The sequence below is a fragment of the Methylobacterium sp. CM6257 genome (assembly GCF_054611515.1).
On the sequence record NZ_CM137735.1, the window covers coordinates 1,673,677 to 1,692,101 of the forward strand.

Consider the following 18,425-nt stretch of genomic DNA (forward strand, 5'->3'; position numbering starts at 1 on the left):
GTGAGCGCCGCGCTATAATCGAGGGGCATTTTTCCCGCTCCGCGTACTCGCGGGGTGCTGGTTCGAGCCCGGCAACGTGCAGCCTACCGAACCCCCTGGGTGATCGCCGCAGGAACCGGGCGGCGCTCTTCACGTGCTGACTTTCGCAGTAAACTGTTCGTTTTCAATCTGCAGCTAGCACGGGTCGCGCCGACCGGGGTGAGAAGGGGATCCCACTGCACCTCAGTGGCGTCTGCCTGTATCACGCTTGCTCCCCACCGGCAGGCGCAGCCACGCGTTCCCGAAGGATCACGACCTGATGCGAACCGTTGTCTACGCCGATGGCGGCTGCGATCCCAACCCCGGCCCGGGAGGCTGGGGCGTCGTCATCTCAGGACAGGACGGTGTCCCGGAACTCTGCGGGGGTGAGCCCGGTACCACGAACAACCGGATGGAGCTGACTGCCGCCATCCGAGCGCTTGAGCACTTCCCTGAGGGGGCGCAGATCGAGATGCGCTGCGACAGCCAGTATGTGGTTAAGAGCGTGACCGAGTGGATGCGCGGCTGGAAGGCGAAGGGCTGGCGCACGACCACGGGCGAGGTGAAGAACGTCGATCTGATGAAGCGCCTGGATGAGCTCGCCAGCCGGCGCGACGTGCGCTGGACCTGGGTCCGCGGTCACGCGGGCGACCCGCTCAACGAGCGTGCGGACCGTCTCGCAACGCAGGGGCGACACGAAGCACGCGGCATCCGGGTACAGCCTGCTCCGGCTCCGGTTCCTGGTCCAGTCTCAGTGCCGATCAGCGCAGAAGCCGCACGACGCACCACGCCAGTGCAGATCGACCTCGCCTTGGGCCTTGAAATCTCGCGTGCCGCTAAGCGCGCCGGCACCACACCAGCAGCCTTTGTCGAGGAGGCTATCCGGCTTGCGCTTGCGCTCGGGTCGGAGGAAACGGCTCGCCTGCGCGAAAAGTTCAAACCTGCGCCAATCGCGGCAGCCTGACGAGGCTGCCCTTCGGCCCATGAGGACGCCGGCCAGCGTCGTTCAAGCTTCCCGCCCACATGGACCTGCCTGTGTCTCGTGGCATGCAGGCTGTCCGACCTCACCGCCCAGACGCGTCAGCCGCTTCGCTCCTAAGCGTAGTAGCGGCGACGAATGCTTGATCATCGGCACAAGCAAAGCCAGTTTGTATCATATGTGTAAAAGTTGTGAAATTTAGGCCTTCTCAGGAACGATACGCGTCTTCGATCTCTCAAACCCACCTCTCTTCGACATCAACCAATCCATATACGCGGTGATGTCCTCGTTCTTCCACCAGTTCCTCTGCAACGACATGGCTGTGCCATTCCATGCCAGCTACGCAGTGGTCATCTTGTAGTCCGTCTCTATGCGGAGCTTCATCGAGCAGCGCACCAGCGTCTTGATGTTTTCAGCTACGTGCTTGTGCTGGTGAAACTCCGCGACGCACGGAGTTCCAACGTTGGTCGGATTTCCGCTTGTAGCGGATCATGTTGCGGATGCTCGTCTCCGTTTCATCCATGCACGGATCTACTGCCGAGACCGAACGTGGATGGCACCTGCAGCGTCAGGAATGCCATGTCGTCGTTGGCGGTTCCTGCGAAGTGCTTCTTGATGGTCTTGCCCGTTTCTCTGCCGCGCTTCACCATGAAGCAGCGCGGGCAGAACGGCACTCCGCAGAGCCGCATGTTGTTGCCGTTCTCGTCCATCGTGCCGCAGGCTTCCATTCGCTCGCATGTGTTGTGCCTCCAGCCGATGGCTTCCATCAGACGAGCGCATTGCTCGGCCATTTCCGTGAAGAGGTAGCGGATGTTCTTTCGCCCCAAGTAGATGAGCTCCGGAATGAGTGTGGATTGCGCCTCTTTGATGCTTGCTTTTATGTTGTCTGGTCCTTGATGCGAACTCTTTTTCCCATCTATTTTATGCCAGACGCGAAAGTCGATTTTTGCCTGGGCGTGGTGAGACGGCAAGGGGCTGCGGCGCCATCGCCGAACATATGGGCACGCGTCAGCAAGTAGGTTGCTGCGCGCTTGGGGCTCTATGGCTCAGGGACGGTGCTGCATCCCAGTCCTCAGCCACCTCTTACGGAAAGGATAGAAGATCACCCATGCTGAAGGTCAGAGCGTCCGCTCCCGAGCAGTCCAACGGGTCGACTTCGGCATCTACTGGCCGAAAGCGGCATGTCCGCTTCGGAGGACGCCCGCTCAAAAAAGATATTATTCTACCGCCCTATAGCGGAGCTATGATCTCGGGCGGCGTCCGCGTGAGGCGTGCCATCAAGCCGGGACGTAGGTCAGCCTGACGACGTCCTCTTCGATCAGTTCATTGGATACAAGCCGCAGCGGCGGGCGGGGGCCGGCGAAAAAGGGCTTGCCCTGGCCGAGCACGACCGGGTGAAAGTAGAGGCGGTACTCGTCGATGAGCCCGAGCGCCGTCAGGCTCCGCGCGAGTTCCGGACCGGCGACCCCGATCTCTCCGGCGTGCTCGGCTTTGAGCCCGCGCACCGCTGCCTCAAGTTCCTTGCCAACCAGCGCGGCGTTTGAGCCGACCGACTCCAGGGTGTGCGACACAACCCACTTCGGTTGCCTCCGCCACGCGGCCGCAAACTCGCGCTCCTCTGCGCCCCACTCAGGGTGCTCGTCGTCCCAGTACCGCATGATCTCGTATATGCGCCGACCATAGATGCTGCCCCTCAATCCCCGCACATGTTCGATCCAGTGCCGGAAGAGAGCAGGGGCTGGCGCGAACGCCGTGTGATCGACGAAGCCGTCGAGGGACTGATTCATCCCGAAAATCAGCTTTGCCATGCACGCAAGCTCCTGCCGCCTTGTTCTCTCAGTCCCGGTCCGGTGCGCCGAGCGGGAATAAGGAGCGGAAGGGCCGCCCCTCGTCGACCGCACGGGCGAATGAGGGGCGCTCAAGCAGGCGCGAACGGTAGGCGCGCACGGTTGGGAAGGCGTCGCCGATCTCGTGCACCCAGTCCGCGTAGAACAGCGAAGGCGCGGCGGCGCAGTCTGCCATGCTGAACCGATCGCCCGCCGCCCAGGCGCGCCCGGCCAGCCGCTCTTCCAGCCAGCCGTATGCGGTTTCGAGCGCCTCGGCTGATCGGGTGAGCGCCTCCTCCTTGCGACCTCCGTCCCGCCGAAGCGCCTCGCTCACAGGCTGCTGAACCCGCGTCATGACGTGGTTGTCGAAGAAGCGGTCCATGAACCGGACTTCCAGCGCCTCGCCTGGATCCTCGGGCAGCAGCCGAACTGGGCCTGGGTGGAAAACGTCCAAGTGTTCGATGATGATGCTCGACTCTGCGACCACCCGACCATCGTCGACGAGCACCGGAAATTTCTTCAGCGGCCAGAGTGACGCCCAGTCGGCGGAGGCTTCGGGGTTGTCGGGTGTGAGGATGCGATACTGAAAGGTCAAACCGTTCTCGTAGAGCGCCACCTCGACCTTCTGACAATACGAGGAGAACGGGTGTCCGTAGAGCACGAGCGACAAATTCGATCCCCCCTCGGCAATCCGCTTGCAAATCGCAACCGGTTGCAGGCTAGTCCCACTGCTCGCATCGTGCAAGCGATCCAATGAGCAGAGGCGATAATGAAGGCAGAGCAGCGCTCCGGCTGCCCGATTAACCTGACGTTGGAGATGGTCGGCGATCGCTGGAGCCTGATTGTCATCCGCGACGTGATGTTCGGAAATCGCAGAAGCTACCGCGACCTGCTGACGAACAGCGAGGAGGGGATCGCGTCCAACATCCTCGCCGATCGGCTGAAGCGGCTCGTTGCGGCCGGACTGCTGACGAGGCGCGACGATCCGAGCCATAAGCAGAAGGCGATCTACAACCTGACCGAACCGGCGATCCAGCTTGTGCCTCTGCTCGCCCACATGGGCGCATGGGGGCGGCGCCACACCCCGGTTTCGGCGGAGCTTTCGATCAGGGCCGAACTTCTGGAGCAGGGTGGGCCCGAGTTGTGGGCAGCGTTCATGGACGAACTGCGGGCCACACATCTCGGCGCCGATTCGCCAAAGCGCGCGGTGCTGGCGGAGTTGCAGGCCGCCTACGACCGCGTCGTGAACGAAGGCCGGCAGTAGACAAATCATCCCTGTGCCGTTCGAGCGCGCCTGTTCTGGCAATCGCGTCACCCAGCAACGGCTAGTCCGCTATCGGCCAAGAACCCACCAATAGCTCTCCGCCCACTGCTATTGTTCAAGGCCGATCAGAGTACCGCAAGCATACTCTTGTCGGACCTTCAGAAAGACTGCTTACCAACAATCCGGTTGGCCCGGCACGACCGAGCCTAGAGCGTGTTATGAACTGCTGATGCGGCGGTGCGCTTCCGAGGATGAGCTTGGAACGCGCTGCCTACCTGTCCGACGTCAGCGATGAAGAGTGGGCGCTCGTGGCGCCGTATCTGGCGTGGCTGGCGTGGGCGTGGCGCAGCCAGTGCAAGGACACCTCCGGCGGCAGGCCGGCGCGTGCCGCGACCGCCTTCACGACCCGGTGCATCGCGCTCGGGTCGAGCGCCCCGCCTTTTTCACGGCCAAAAGACCGTCTCCTTCGGCCCCGCGCGGTCCTTCACGGTGTAATCCAGAATGCGGTTCGGACGCCGATCGGCGCGCTAAGAGCTTGATCTGGAAGGGAGCGGATGGGTCCCTTTTCAATGCCGATCACACCATGAGACCGCTATGCGTGTCCTTGATAAGCTTCCGCGTCATAGACGCTGAATAATCGATTTTTACTCCTAGCAGTGGCTTGACGATCAATACTTAGGTCGTGAAACCTAGTATTAATGGCCTCCCGAAATTGCGGGCCCGAGCTCAACGACAGGCGGTGGTGAAAGTTCGTCGGGTGCGCCCAGTAGGACGCTCCACGTTCACGCTCGCTGCTCCTGCGGAGCCGTCAAGTCGCGACGTCCACGATTTCCACCATGAACGGCGTCGCCGGAGGCAGATGCAATTCGACCCCGCCATCCGTCTCGTCGGTTCGCAGTGAGGACACCCTGCCGTCGCGCAGCGTGATGATTCGTCCCGACGCGCGGATGGTCTCGGGCCGGTGCGCGATCACGATCCGCGTCACATGGGCGGCGGACAGCGCGGCGTTGACGGCACGCTCGCGGTCCACATCGAGATGGCTCGTTGCCTCATCGAGCATGAGGATGCCCGGCCGGCGGTACAGTGCCCGGGCGATCAGCACCCGCTGTTTCTGGCCGCCGGACAGCACCGTCCCCATGTCGCCGATCAATGTGCTGTACCCCATCGGCATCTGGATGATGTCGGAGTGCACAGCCGCCAACTTCGCGCATTCAACGATGCGCGGCAAATCCGGCTGCTCGGCAAAGAAGCTGATGTTATCCGCGATCGAACCTGCGAACAACTGGTCGTCCTGCATCACGACGCCCAGCATGGAGCGGTAGTTCTGCAGCCCAATCCGGGTCATCGGCTCGCCGTTGATCAGGATCTCACCGTGGGTCGGGGCCACCAGGCCGGACAGGATCTTCAGGAGCGTCGACTTGCCGCCACCAGAGGGACCAACGATGGCGACCGATTCCCCCGCCTCGATCCGCAGGCTCACATTGTCGAGGATCCAGGGCTCGTGTTCCCCGTAGCGGAAGCTGACGTGGCGCAACTCAACGCTTTGCGGCGGATATCCTTCCGGCCGAAGGCGGGCCGCGCTACGCGGTTCGGGCTCCGTCAGAGCGATGTCGCCCAAGCGTTCCGCGTGCAGGCGCAACATTTTCAGGTCGACAAATTTGTTGATGAGCTCCGCGACGCGCTCGAGGAACTGGTCCTTGTACAGGAGGAACGCCAGCAGCAGGCCGACCGACATCGTGTTGGCCATGATGTGACGTGCGCCGAGCCAGATCAGGATGATCTTTAGAAACCCGAAGAGCAAGCTGTTCGCGATCTTGAACAGAAACCGGAGCCGCTCGACCGAGAGCTGCCGGTTGGTCGCGGAGACGAGGAGGTTCAGCCAGTGCGCACGCCGCTCCTCATGCCCGTTGAACAGCTTGATCGTGCGGATGCCGCGCAAGGTTTCAAGGAAATGGCTGTCGCGCCGCGCAGACCAGACGATGGCCTCGGCGGATGCCTCGCGCAGTGGCGTGTAGGTGGCCCATCGCAGACCCGCGTAGAGCAGTGCTCCGATCACCGTCACGGCGGCGAGGTCGGGCGCGAGCAGGACCATGATCAGCAACGTGATGCCGGCCATGATCCCATCGATGATGCTTTCGACGAGCTCCGTCGTGACGACTTGGAGGATAGACTCTTGCGAGGCGAAGCGGGACTGCACGTCACCGAGATGCCGGCTTTCGAAAAAGGTTGTCGGCAGGTTGATGAGGTGACTGAACAGGTTGGCGCGTGACTGAACCTTCAACGTCGCGCTTAGGCCGATCAGCATCCAGCTCCGCATGGCGGTCACAGCCGTCTGGATCAGCAGCAGCAGCGAGAAACCGAGCGCGAGCGTCAGCAGAAGGTCATGATCGGCAGCGACCACGGCATGGTCGACCACCCATTGCAGGAAGAGCGGGCTTGCGATCGCAAAAACCTCGATAGCCAGCGCCAGGATAATCTGATGGCTTAGCGCCCGCTTCACGCCGACAGTGCGGCCGAGCAGCCGCAGGGTGCGAATGCGCGGGGGCGCTGCGGCCGGCACGAAGCGGTCGGTCGGATAAAGCTCCAGCGCCACGCCGGTGAAGTGGCGCGACAGCTGCGCCTTGCTGATCCGCCGGATGCCGCTCGACGGGTCGTGCACGACGACGCTGCCGCGTGCGACCTTCTGCAGGACGACGAAATGGTTCAAGTCCCAGTGTAGTATGCAGGGCAGCCGCAGCTGTCCAAGTTCTGCAAGCTCCAGCCGCAACGGCCGGGTGGCGAAACCGAGCTCATCCGCGATCCGCATCAGCTCATTGAGCGTCGCGCCTTTGAGTGACATGCCATAGCGGCGACGCAGTTCGGCAAGACCGGTCTGGTAGCCAAAGTAGCTCGCGACCATGGCGAGGCTCGCCAGCCCGCACTCAGCCGCCTCCGTCTGGAGCAGCATCGGGACGCGGCGGCCCCAACCGAGATTTAGGCCTTCCAGTGCAGCTACGCCTGCCATGATCCGCTCAGGGTGTATAGAGGTTCAAGCACCCACTCGATAAGGCGGCGACTCTCGATCAACACGTCCGCCTCCAGCTGCATGCCGGGCTGCAGCGGCACCGCCTGGCCATAGGCGACGACGCTCTGACGGTCGAGGTCGACTGTGATTCGATAAACGGGTTCATTCGCGCCAAATAGCGCCGTCAGCCCGGTCAAGGACTGGTTTAATTCTGCTGGGCTCAGAGCCGACCGGGATATACTCGCCACGACTCCATCGTAGAAGCCAAATTTCTGGTACGGGAAGGCTTGATAACGTAGCAGCACCCGCTGCCCGGTGCGCAGGAAGCCAATGCCACGGCTTGGGCTGAACAGCTGCGCCTGCAGCCTGGACCGAGACGGCACGATGGCGAAGAGGGGAACTGCCGTGGTGGCACTACCACCGATTTCGGCCTGGAGGCCGGTGATCGTGCCATCCTGCGGCGCCGTGATGACGATCTCCCGGCGCGACTCGGCCTCGGCCAAGTCCTGCTCCAGGGCCGCGACATTGCGCTCGATCTCATTCTCCTGCGTTTGCCGGCGCAGCGGTACGGCCCGCGTGGTGGCCCGTGCCTCTGCCTGGTCCCGTTCCAGCGTCGCAAGGCTGCGCTCCAAGGCCTGGAGCTTGGCCGCCTCCTCAAGCCGATCCTTCTCGGCATCCTCCATCCGCGGAGCAGTAACGATGTCGCGCTTGCGCAACTCGCGAAGGCGCGCTGCGGTCTTGTCGGCCATCTCGATTTTGATCTTCTGCAGGCTGATCTCTATTTCGAGATGCTTCTGCTCTGCGTTGAGGATGTCGAGCTTCTTGCGCGCGCCGTCGAGCTGATCCTCGAAGACGCGCCGTTGAATGCCCTTTTCCTGGAGCATGCTGTCGCGGCGCCGCTTGAGTTGCCTGACGATTTCCTGTCGGGTCGCCCCGGCCGCGCTACTCAGCATCTCGGTCGAGACGACGAGGACTGGGCTGCCCTTCTGAACTGTCACGCCCTCTCTAACGAAGACCTCCTTGATCACGCCGGCCTGCGGGGAGAAGCTCCGGACGACACCCTGCTCCGGCACGAGCCAGCCGTTGATACGCGCCTTGCGCGTGTAGGAGCCGAAGAAGAGCAGCGACAGCACGGCCGCTGTTGCTGCCATGGCGAAGAGGGCGAACATCCAGTGGGCGAGACGTGGCTCCAGGAGTACGGTTCCGAGCCACTGTGCCTGCCCCTCGGCCAGGACCTCGGCCCGAAACAGCGACTCCCGCTGGATGGGCAGTTGCTCCTGTCCGGCCGCGAGTTCGCAAGCAGTTCCATGCTGGGTCATGGATTTGCCTATGCGTCGTTAAGCGTCCTGACTGAATAATCCTTGACTTCGAAGCTCAGCTCGATGACCTGCGAGGTCCTGCGGACCTGAATCACCTTGCGGAGCCGGGGTTCAAAGAAATCTTTCAGGAGCGGCGGGCGCGCCGCGCGGAGATAGAAACTCGGCGACGCCATGATCTTACTCGACGCCAGCAGGCCGAGCTCCTCGCCACGGGTTGCCGTCTGGACGATGCATGGCGCGTATTGGATGCCCATGGCGCGCAGTGCGTAGGCGCGGTGATGGCCGTTGTGCAGGAGCAAGCGCCTGTCGGACTCGACGACGCTCAGAAAGTTCGACCCGAAGCCGACGACGAGCGATATTGCGCCGCTAATTGAGCCGTAAGCGATGTGTTCGGCCAAGTCCTCAGGTCGGAGCAGGAGGCATTCGTGGAAACGGAGATCCGACGAGGCCGAGGAGAACAGGTACCGGCGTGGGCCGGCCTTCTGGACTCTGACGGGCGCCTCAAAGTCGCCGAGAGGCTGGCAGAAGCGGAACAGCGCCTCGGCGCTCTGAGGAGCACCGGCGCGGGCCTTGAGCCGCTCGGCGTGGTCGAGGTCGATGTGGGACTGCGTCACCACGAGGCGGTCGAGTTCGACCAAGGCGAAGCGGGTCGGCACCTTGTCGAAGGCGCGGCGGTAGCGCGGATCGGCCCGCACCTCCTCGGCCAACCTGATGCATTCCGGTTCGAGGTCGCGGACCTCGACGGCGTCCGCCGATCCGGCCTCGTCGAGTTCGAGACGATGGTAGTAGTCATTCGCCGCGCGCCATTCATCGACCAGCTCCGAGCGAGGCACGGTGGATATGCGGAGCGCATGGTCTTCGACATAGTCCAGGAAATCCTGGAGACCGGGCTGCCCAAGCAGCCAAGCTTCCCTGATGCTCGTCCCCTGCTCGTGACAGGCCAAGGGCCATTTCTCCCGAGCGTCCATCTCGTCCTCCCAAGGCTGCCGCCAGACACGGGCGGCCCGACTCGCCGTGGTATGCGCGCACCGGCGATCTTCCGCCGGTGCGCTTGGCGCTTACGCGCAATGTTTTTTGCTGCCGCGTGACTTCGAGTGCCGGTTCGAGCGGCTCGCGTGGCGGGTCCGGCTCTTGCCCTTGCTCTTGCTGCCGTTGTTCTTGCACTTAGATGCCGAATAACAGGAGCCCGCGCCGTAGACATGCGTCAGTTCATTGCTAGTGAGCTCGCGCATTGGATCTCTCCATTGCTGGAAAGCCGCAATTAACATGCTCTGAACGTGAACTTATTCCGGCCAGAGCAAGCATATTGAGAGGCGGCAACTCTCAATACAACCCTGAATCGAACCAAAATCATATCCCGATGCCGCACAGCCACGCGTCGAGTTGCTTCGCGCCGCAACAAGATCCAAATCCTCGTTCGGCTCGCCCCTCCTGATACGCAAATTAAGGAGCAGATTGGGCCGGATTACCTTAATATGACGGGCAAATCAGGACGAATTTTTGCCCAACTGCGTTGGTAGACATGACCTAAAATTTTAAAAAAATTCCGTGCAAACAGACATTAATCAAAAATAGACACAATTCTGAGGTATCACAATACAGTGCTACTTGGTTTTTATCAATTTATCTTTTGGATTAAGCCATCAGTATTGTTACCGCAACGCGAATAAGCAGGCTGTCGTCCCTGGAAACACGAAATCTGAAGCGATTCACTTACCATGTCAAGTAGAAAAAATTTTGAACGTCCAAACCAGCACCCATACAGAGTGCTTCGGTGATCGCCGGAAGTATGGCGAACGGCTGCTGAGGCAAAATTGGACGCAATTCAATCCGGCCCTAAGCATTCGCGATGCGGTCATTCTCATGATAAACAGACAAGCTAGATACCGCGCGGGAACGCTCATTCCATTCTCAAAGTAAAAATCGTCGATTTTACTTTTTGTATGAAATATTACAAAATTAATAAATCTTCAATGATGTACGTTATGGTGATACATCTCGATTTTGCTGCTTAACATCCGCCGCATACAGGACAAAATGAGCAGCAATTTACCAGTGATTAATATTTACCCCGGAGACCGGCACAATTGCAGGATAATCTTGTGAGAAGCCGACTCGGAGGGGCTGCTGGTCATGCGCTCACGTACTTATCTGCTGTTCGCAATCGTGTTGCCTTTAGCTTTACAGTTGCACGCTGAGCACCCTATCTGAGAGATTTCGGCTCGGAGAGCGCGATGTTCTCAGCCGCGCTCAAGTGCGCGCTGGAGCTCTGGTCGATCACGCTGCAACGGGCCAAGCAGCGCATCCGCACACTGATTACCGTCTCAAGTGCGAATGCGGCCGCCAGCGCTGAGTCCAAGCATTTCCGTGCTTGCTATCGGACTAGCGCGCCAGAAGCTCTCGCTTGCCTCTCCGACAGCGAAGCGTCTGACAGCGAGAACGTCCGAAAACTATCGGAGGCAGTCACTCCTTCTCCTCGAACAGATACTCTGCTTCAACACCCTCCGCTGCACCACTCCACGAACCGTAGGGAGTCCAGCCAACGAGCGCGCGGCCGATCCGCTCCCTTACCCAGGTGATCAGGCCGGGGTAGTGCCGGACCCAAGTCGCCAGGCGGGTGCGGTCATAGAAGGCAGTGTGGAGTTGACCAGTGTTAGCGACATCCGTCGGCGCCTCGCGCAGCGCATTGTGTCGGTTGCGGAGAGCGATATCAGCCATCGAGCGGTGTGAGCTGACAATGACGAAGGCGCCTACCTCATTGGCGAGTTCCTGGATGACGGGTCAGCACCAAACGGTAGGGCCACAGTGGTCTCAGGCTTGAGGCGCAGCGCGCGGCCGTCGAGACCTAACGCAACGGCGGCGACTGGATGGTCTGCAGCGAGTTCGTGGAGGTCGAGTCCGGCAAGAGCGACGCGAACCGGCCTCAGCTGCGGCGCGCCATCGCGGCCTGCCGGATCTACGGCGCCAAGCTGCTGATCGCGAGGTTCGACCGGCTCAGCCGTGACGCCTACTTCCTACTCGGACTTGAGAAGGCCGGGATCGAGTTCGTCGCCACCGACAACCCGCATGCGCACCGTTTGACGTTCGGCGTCATGGCGCTGGTCGCGGATGAGGAACGTCGCGCCATCTCGGCCGGGACCACGGCCGCTCTTGCACGCAAGCGGGAGTTCTACGTCAAGCTCACGGATGAGCAGCGGGCCGACTTGAAGGCCGCCAGGAAAGCTACACAGCTTGGTGGTGATCGTGGCGCTGTCCTGACTCCGGAGGTGAAGGCCAAGGGCACCGAGACGCGCGTTGCCGAGGCGAACAACCGGGCGACCGCTCTGGCCTCTGTGTTCGCTGAGATCCGGGCGGTGCTACATCCCTGCGGGAGATCGCAGCGGCCTTGAATGTGCGCGGCGTTCCTGCAGCTCGCGGCACCGGCACATGGTCGACCGTTCAGATCTCACGGGTCCTGGCCCGGCTCTGAGCATGGCCAGACACAGAGATGGCCGCCCGAATGGAGCGGCCAGAGGTTAGGGAGGATACGCCGCAGTCGAATTGACTGCTCAGCCACGGTACACGGCTGGGCGCATCTTTCTAGACTGTCGACCCGAGCACGACATCAATTCCGCGCGAGCAGTATCAATCGTAAAATCAGTTGGCGGGGCCGCTCCGCGCATCCCAGGAGCTCACGGTGGCCAATGGGCGGCTGTCCAGGTGCAGCGGGGCAGGCACGACCCTGAGAGCAACCACAGACCATCCGGCTCATTCTCAATTCTCTGGAGCATCGTCCAACAAAGGAGAATGCCGTGACTCAATCTGATGCCGACTACCTGCGGCACATAAGGACGAAATATGGCATGCTAGATTCCAATGAGCGCGGGCTTCTTCTGGGGATAGTTAGAAAGATGCAGTTGCAGAGCATCTGCAGTTGGGTCGAGCCAGAGAAGGCCGATAGGGTGACGAGAGCGACCGCACGTCTCTAGGAGCCGCCCTCGCCGTCGATGCCAGGGACGGATCACTCCGGCATCGAAACTCAATCTGCCGCTCTTGCAGCCTCGAATTCAGCGAGCGCCTTCTCGGCGGCGGCCTCGGCGCGCGCCTGCATCGTTTCTTCCTTGGTCATCGTGAGTGAGCGAGACGGCCCGAAGCCGAGCCGGTGTGATATCTCGCGCTCCACGGCCGCCATCGCGTCCAGGACGTAGAAACGGGTGTTGTGCATCTCGGTCATGCTCACACTCCGGTCGGGGAGGTCTGTTCCGCCAGATGAGCTCCGGGGCACCAGGGCCGATCTGCCACCCGTGTAGCTGCATCGCGACCAGCCCACCACGGGACTGCGCGGGCGTGGCGGCTTGCGTGGACGACCCAAGGCGCATCGCGAGGGGATGAGAGGCGCCTTCCCCGTCCAACTGGCATGCCAGCCTGGCGCCATTGTGTGAATGGCTATTGATCTGGCTCAAACAGATTGTTGATCTCACGCAACCGTGTTCAGGAGCATCCTGAAGCCCGCCAAGACCGTGGCCGGCGATGGGACCGCTCCATCAAGTAAGCCCGCGGACGCCCACCCTAAATCGGCCGCCCGTGAAGTGCCACATCGTCGAGTAGGTGAGGGCCGATCAAAGCGGCGCGTCGATCGGGCGTCGCGTTTGGAACTCACGTACTCGTTGCGCTCCCGGTAGGCGCACTCGCTGTCGCGCTGGGCCCTGCCGCCGGGCGATCTTGGCCTGCTGCCGCTGGTTTGTCTCGATGTCATTCAAGGCGTTCAAGCTAGACCAAATGCTCGCCCCCTCTCGGGCGAACATTTGGTCTAGAGCGCACGAGCCAGAGACGGCTGCGTGCTTCCTACACGCGGCTGCGGTGCAAAGCCCTCAAAGCAGAGGTAGCCCCGGTCGAACTCCGCGTACGCCTTCAGTCGTTCCACGTCGGGGATGTCCACGTGGTGACGGCTCCAAGTCACCAGACCGCCCTCCCGCAAGGCCCGCAGAATGCGGTTCGTGTGAACCGGAGAGATGCCCAACGCATCGGCCACGTCGGATTGCGACAGCGGGAGCGTGAAGCTGTTCTCGTTTGCCAGTTCGACGACCTGCAGGCAAACCAGCAACTCGCACAGGAGATGTGCCAAACGGTGCTCGGCGGGTCGGATGCCGTTGACGATCCACTCCCGCGCGCGGCTGAGTTCCCGCAGCGTCACCCACCAGAGCGCGCGCTGGATGCCCGGATGAGCCCTGATCAGTTCCGCCAGCTTGGAGCGGGAGATGTCTACTACCGTGCAGCGAGTGAGCGTACCGACCCGGAGATTGCGCCCAAACACGCCAGTGTCGTGCACATAGCAGAGGTCCCCCGGCAGAACGAAGGAGACGATCCGACGGTCACCTGCGTGCAGAACCTTGTAGCGGCAAGCGAAGCCACTCAGGACCAGGTAGACGCGATCTGAGGCGTCGCCCTCCCCAAGATCGAGACGAGCTCGCACCGACCGTTGCTTGGACGTCAGATGTTGCAGCTCGGCTCGTTCCGCCAGTGTCAGTGGACCGGCATGTTCGAGCTGCAGCAAAAAAGGGTTGGTCGCCACTGAATCGCCACCAAGGTAATTCAACTTCTTACATGCGAGAGCTCATAAGCCAGATTTGTAACCGTTGGCTGCATTGCAGTATTGCACGGACGGCATGGAATAGAAATTTTACCCTAAGTCACGGATTTCTGATACAAATTATAACATATGTGGCATTTCTCGTATTCGGCATGTTGCCGACATGGCTCAACTCGCGTGAAACGCGTTCCGAGTACGCTAACGCTAAGCGTGGATCGCGACGCTCGGCGAAGAGGTAGGTGGCCAGGTTCCGCACCATCCTCGCTCGCACCGCGTTGGAGCCCGCCTGCTGCGGCCTCGACGCGCTGGCCGCCAACGACTGCCGCCAGATCCCGGCGAGCTACGGCGCGTTGAACAGACCTGCAGCCTGAGGGGGAGCCGCCATGGCCCGCGCTCCCTTCGACAGCGTGTGCGACCGCATCGAACGGCATGTTTCGGCTGAGGAGACCGCGCCAGCCGCGGTCAGCATCGTCTCGGACCTTGCCGTTCTCGCCTACACCAACGACGCGCGGGCACCGGCCGCGCGTTCCGACGCGCTGCGCAGGCCGAAAGACGCTGCGACGTGGTTCAATGGCCGTCCGGTCCAAGGCCGTCCGGTCCAAGTCGCCGCACCAATCGACGACATCGCGGCGATGGAGCCCTCGAACCGCGACCGCCCCAAGGCCGTGCTCACCGCAGCGGGCCGATCTGCTCGCCGAGTGAAGGAGCCGCTGTGCCTCGCCCAACTGATGGCCGGCTGCCCCGTCCCGACCGCACCTCGGCCGAGCGCTGCGCCCTCGACCGCATTGGCTGTGGCGAGCCAGATCGCACTCGCCAAGGGGGCCGTCTCGCACCTGCTCGTCGGCATCGTGACCGGCACTGCGGCCGGACAGTCCGTAAGGCCTCCTATTTCCCGCCCGACGGCTGTTGGGTCTCCTGCGGGTTCGGCTCCGGTTCCTTGGTCACGGTCATCTTCGTCCGGTTGGCCGCATCCTGCTGCTCAGGTGTGGGTGGCGTCTGCGGGTAACCGTCCTCACCACGCCGCCTCCGACCAGTCTTCCCGGATGCGTGAGCGCGGCTGCTTTGGTCGTGGGCCATGGTGCCCTCCTGCCTCTAAACCAATTCCTGGAAAGGTCAGGCGTTCGGGATTTGAAGCCAGTCGTGACAGATCATGAGGACCGCCGCGTAAAGCGCACGCTAACCACCAGCTTCTGTGCACCGGCACCGAGCTGGGAGCCTGGGGCCTAGCTCGAGCAGACGGCGGCGGCGTCCTGGCGCGAGGTCGCACCAATCGTGTCGGCTCTGGTCACCACCCTGGAGGCCATCGAGGCCGGGAAGGCCAAACCCGTGAAGAAGGCTCACCGCTCGGCCATGCGTCGCCAGGGTAAGGCTGCCGCGGCACTGGGTGGGTCAGAGGTGGTGAAGGCGTTGCTGCACTGCCGGGACCTGCTCCTGCGCCGCGGCTGGATCGAGCGCGCGCATGCGGATGCCCAGCGGCGGGCGCGCTTCGACGGCTACCGCCGCACGGCGTCAGCCCGCACTGACCGGGGCATCGCGGGAGCTCACGGACCGGTGCGACCGATGGTCAGAAGTGGTGGTGCCGCCGGTGGTGGTGGTGATGGTGATGGTGACCCCAGCCGTGATGGTGCCGCCGGTAGTGATGGTGGTGGCCCCAGCCATGATGGCGATGGCCCCAGCCTCGGTGATGGTGATGGTGCCGGCCGTGATAGCCGTACTGCGCGAGGTCGATGAGGCCCACGTCGCCAACCGGGGTCAGGCCGGCCCCGGCGAACAGGGGTGACGCCACGGTCAGGGTGGTGCCGGCGAGGCTGATGGCCGCCGCGAGGGCCAGGGAAGCGGTCAGGGTCAGGATGCGCATCGTTACCCTCCTGGATAAGGGGAACGTCCGATGCGGCCGCTGTATTCCCGCGCCGGTCGCAGGGTGCCGCGACAAGCCGTACGCAGGGAACAGGGCCCGGAGGGCCCCAGCCGTCTCGCACACGGTGGTGGCGGTGCCTGTGCCGCATCAAGTGGCTGAAAGCTCTCGACCCGCAGCTCGACCACGCAGGCACTCGAACTAAATTCTGATTATCAATTGAAATATCTACTCTGCAGCCGAGATCTCAAAAGATGTTACTTAAATAAAATTTACTTATCATCTATCTTCGTCACAATAATTAATTTCAGCTTTGAGCCATGAAATCACGAAAAACCGTCGCCATCCTCATCGTGCTGGTGTCTCAATTCAGGACTCCCTTTCACGGGTCCCGCTGCCTTTTCCGATCCGAACTGGCTTTCGGTTCGGGCCGAGTCGATGAACAGGCGTGCCTCACCCTCTCTCACGCCGAGACTGCGCAACGCGTAGAGCGACATGCCCAGTGCCAGTTCCCGCTCTGCCATCAGGACGAGACCCACCCGATCCTCTTCGAGGTGCCGCCGCTCGGCCTCGCTGTGGGTGCGGACCACGGTGTCAATCTTCGGGTTCAACGAGCGTGCCGCCTCCACAAGCCGACGGGCCTGATGCGGGTCAGGCGTGGCGATCACAAGCAGCTGCGCCTCGCTGATGTCGGCCGCTTCAAGAATACCGGGCGCGGTCGCGTCCCCGAAGACCGCCGGAACTCCCGCTGCGCGCAGATCCAGCACGCGACGCCGGTCACGCTCCACCACCACATACGGCAGATCCCAGGCCTGCAGCGTCGTTCCGATACTGCTGCCTACGCGCCCGTAGCCGACGATCACAACGTGGTCGCGTCTCCGTGACGCCTCGAATGAGACTGCCTCATCGGCCACGCTTTTGCGTTCGAAACGGGGAGCAAGATCCGGACGCATGGCGAGGACCCGCTTGATCTGCGCCGCAAGTGCAAAGAAGAGTGGGTTCAGCGTGATTGAGAGCAGGGCTCCCCCCACGATCAGATTGCGCCCTTCTTCCGGCAGCAATTTCAGCGACAGGCCAAGCGTCACCAGGATGAAAGAGAATTCGCCGATCTGAGCCAGACTCGCGGCGATCGTCAAAGCCGTGCCAATCGGGTGTCGGAAGGCCAGTACGATCGCCACTGCGGCGAGCGATTTGCCGACCATGATCACGCCGAGCGCCGCCAGGACCGAGAGCGGCTCACGGAGGAGAATGCTCGGATCGAACAGCATGCCGATGGAGACGAAGAACAGCACCGCGAAGGCGTCTTGGAGGGGCAGGGAGTCGGCTGCGGCTTGATGACTGAGATCAGACTCAGCGAGCACCATTCCCGCGAAGAAGGCCCCGAGCGCAAACGAGACGCCGAACAGTTCCGCCGAGCCAAAAGCGATACCCAGGGCCATCGCCAGGACGGCGAGGGTGAACAACTCCCGCGAGCCGGTACGCGCCGCCTGATCGAGCAACCAAGGTATGAAGCGGCGTCCGCCAACCAGCATCAGGCTCGCGAAAAGCGCAACTTTGGCGAGCGTCAAAAAGATGGTGAGCAGGAGGCTGCCGGCATAGTCAGGTCCGACGAGACGCCCGATGAATTCGTTGAACACGCGGGCTGTACCGTGCACGGCCTCCTTCGCTTCGCCCCCGAGGGAAGGTGCAAGGGCCGGCAGGACGACGAGCGCGAGCACCATCGCTAGATCTTCGACAATGAGCCAGCCTACGGCGATGCGCCCGTCGTCGGTGTCGAGCAGACCGCGCTCCTCCAGGGCCCGTAAGAGGACCACGGTGCTCGCCACGGAGAGAGCGAGGCCGAAGACCAGTCCTTGGCCGAGGCTCCAACCCCAAGCCACAGCGAGGCCAACGCCCATGGCCGTGGCCGCCACGATCTGCACCACTGCCCCCGGCAAGGCGATCGCGCGCACGGTCATCAGATCTTTGAAGGAAAAGTGCAGACCGACGCCGAACATCAGTAAGATCACGCCGATCTCTGCCAGCTGACCTGTCAGGTTGCTGTCGCCGACAAATCCCGGTGTATAAGGCCCCAGGAGAACGCCCGCCAGGAGATAGCCGACCAAGGGCGGCAGCCTGAGGCGCTGCGCGACCATCCCGCAGATGAAAGCGAGCGTCAGCCCGAGAGCGATGATTGCGATCAGTTCGGTCGCATGCGGCAATGAATCGTGGCCTTCAGAAAGCGGACGGGGCGTTCGGAACCATGATCTTAGACGGATGAGACCACGAGACAGATCCCGGCAGCCGTGCCGCGGGTGGTCAACGCGACCGAATAGGCAGTGCAATCGGGCTTGAGCGGAAGCAGCTTACGCCATACCAAGCGAGACGCAGCGAGACACGATCGTCCCTGGGCGCAAACGCTGCAGGGGCATCTTGGCCCGGGAGGCAGAGCCCACGCCGCGGCTCGCGGAAGGCAGCCCTATCTGCCAGGTTTCCGAGACGATCTCCTCGCGGCAGTCCATAGCGCCGTGCTACTAGATGTTTGATCCCGGCATTACAGCGAAATGGACGAGGCGGGCTGCGCGGCCTCTCTGACGCGAGTGTTTTTGCGC

The 18,425-nt window shown here is 62.3% G+C and carries 15 protein-coding genes and 1 pseudogene; 5 read left to right on the top strand and 11 right to left on the bottom strand.

Translation table 11 applies throughout. The annotated features are described in order from the left end of the window. Positions 1–298: 298 nt before the first annotated feature. Positions 299–982, top strand: coding sequence for a ribonuclease HI (rnhA, locus tag ACYCO6_RS08085; protein ID WP_459770916.1), 684 nt, complete (start codon positions 299–301; stop codon positions 980–982). A gap of 530 nt (positions 983–1,512) precedes the next feature. On the opposite strand, the gene ACYCO6_RS08090 is transcribed toward rnhA, so the two are convergent. From ACYCO6_RS08090 to ACYCO6_RS08100, 3 genes are all read right to left on the bottom strand, one after another. Continuing rightward, a complete protein-coding gene (locus ACYCO6_RS08090) occupies positions 1,513–1,968 on the bottom strand; it encodes a hypothetical protein (RefSeq protein ID WP_459770918.1) in 456 nt (151 codons plus the stop codon). 306 nt (positions 1,969–2,274) lie between these two features. Next, positions 2,275–2,805 (bottom strand): dihydrofolate reductase family protein, encoded by a 531-nt coding sequence (locus tag ACYCO6_RS08095; RefSeq protein ID WP_459770919.1) that lies wholly within the window; start codon positions 2,803–2,805, stop codon positions 2,275–2,277. Between the two features lie 28 nt (positions 2,806–2,833). After that, positions 2,834–3,493, bottom strand: coding sequence for a glutathione S-transferase family protein (locus ACYCO6_RS08100; protein WP_459770922.1), 660 nt, complete (start codon positions 3,491–3,493; stop codon positions 2,834–2,836). A 99-nt stretch (positions 3,494–3,592) separates the two neighbouring features. On the opposite strand from ACYCO6_RS08100, the gene ACYCO6_RS08105 reads away from it, so the two are divergent. Beyond that, a complete protein-coding gene (locus ACYCO6_RS08105; protein WP_459770924.1) occupies positions 3,593–4,087 on the top strand; it encodes a winged helix-turn-helix transcriptional regulator in 495 nt (164 codons plus the stop codon). A 251-nt stretch (positions 4,088–4,338) separates the two neighbouring features. Beyond that, positions 4,339–4,419, top strand: a pseudogene (locus ACYCO6_RS08110) (IS5/IS1182 family transposase); the annotation flags it as partial. 476 nt (positions 4,420–4,895) lie between these two features. On the opposite strand, the gene ACYCO6_RS08115 reads toward ACYCO6_RS08110, so the two are convergent. The 4 genes from ACYCO6_RS08115 to ACYCO6_RS08130 all read right to left on the bottom strand — a co-directional run bounded on the left by ACYCO6_RS08115 (position 4,896) and on the right by ACYCO6_RS08130 (position 11,128). Next, entirely contained in the window at positions 4,896–7,091 is a 2,196-nt protein-coding gene (locus ACYCO6_RS08115; RefSeq protein WP_459770926.1) for a peptidase domain-containing ABC transporter, read from the bottom strand. Continuing rightward, positions 7,079–8,410 carry an HlyD family secretion protein gene (locus ACYCO6_RS08120; RefSeq protein ID WP_459770928.1) on the bottom strand — a complete coding sequence of 444 codons (1,332 nt, stop codon included), beginning with the start codon at positions 8,408–8,410 and terminating at the stop codon, positions 7,079–7,081. Before ACYCO6_RS08120 ends, ACYCO6_RS08115 begins: the two co-directional genes overlap by 13 nt. A gap of 8 nt (positions 8,411–8,418) precedes the next feature. After that, entirely contained in the window at positions 8,419–9,378 is a 960-nt protein-coding gene (locus ACYCO6_RS08125; protein ID WP_459770930.1) for a hypothetical protein, read from the bottom strand. A 1,495-nt stretch (positions 9,379–10,873) separates the two neighbouring features. Beyond that, positions 10,874–11,128: a hypothetical protein gene (locus ACYCO6_RS08130; RefSeq protein WP_459770933.1), complete on the bottom strand. Its 255-nt coding sequence runs from the start codon at positions 11,126–11,128 to the stop codon at positions 10,874–10,876. Between the two features lie 149 nt (positions 11,129–11,277). On the opposite strand from ACYCO6_RS08130, the gene ACYCO6_RS08135 reads away from it, so the two are divergent. Continuing rightward, the gene (locus ACYCO6_RS08135) at positions 11,278–11,799 is read left to right on the top strand and encodes a recombinase family protein (protein ID WP_459770935.1); all 522 of its coding nucleotides are present in this window, start codon (positions 11,278–11,280) and stop codon (positions 11,797–11,799) included. A 629-nt stretch (positions 11,800–12,428) separates the two neighbouring features. Here the strand turns inward: ACYCO6_RS08135 and ACYCO6_RS08140 are convergent. Both ACYCO6_RS08140 and ACYCO6_RS08145 read right to left on the bottom strand, forming a co-directional pair. Continuing rightward, positions 12,429–12,623, bottom strand: a complete 195-nt coding sequence (locus ACYCO6_RS08140) for a hypothetical protein (protein WP_459770937.1) — start codon at positions 12,621–12,623, stop codon at positions 12,429–12,431. 576 nt (positions 12,624–13,199) lie between these two features. Further along, positions 13,200–13,961 (bottom strand): Crp/Fnr family transcriptional regulator, encoded by a 762-nt coding sequence (locus ACYCO6_RS08145; protein WP_459770939.1) that lies wholly within the window; start codon positions 13,959–13,961, stop codon positions 13,200–13,202. Between the two features lie 257 nt (positions 13,962–14,218). On the opposite strand from ACYCO6_RS08145, the gene ACYCO6_RS08150 reads away from it, so the two are divergent. Beyond that, positions 14,219–14,350, top strand: a complete 132-nt coding sequence (locus ACYCO6_RS08150; protein ID WP_459770940.1) for a hypothetical protein — start codon at positions 14,219–14,221, stop codon at positions 14,348–14,350. A 1,193-nt stretch (positions 14,351–15,543) separates the two neighbouring features. On the opposite strand, the gene ACYCO6_RS08155 is transcribed toward ACYCO6_RS08150, so the two are convergent. Both ACYCO6_RS08155 and ACYCO6_RS08160 read right to left on the bottom strand, forming a co-directional pair. Continuing rightward, positions 15,544–15,837, bottom strand: a complete 294-nt coding sequence (locus ACYCO6_RS08155) for a hypothetical protein (RefSeq protein WP_459770941.1) — start codon at positions 15,835–15,837, stop codon at positions 15,544–15,546. Between the two features lie 323 nt (positions 15,838–16,160). Then, complete coding sequence (locus ACYCO6_RS08160; RefSeq protein WP_459770943.1) at positions 16,161–18,035, bottom strand: cation:proton antiporter domain-containing protein; 1,875 nt, start codon at positions 18,033–18,035, stop codon at positions 16,161–16,163. Positions 18,036–18,425 lie beyond the last annotated feature (390 nt).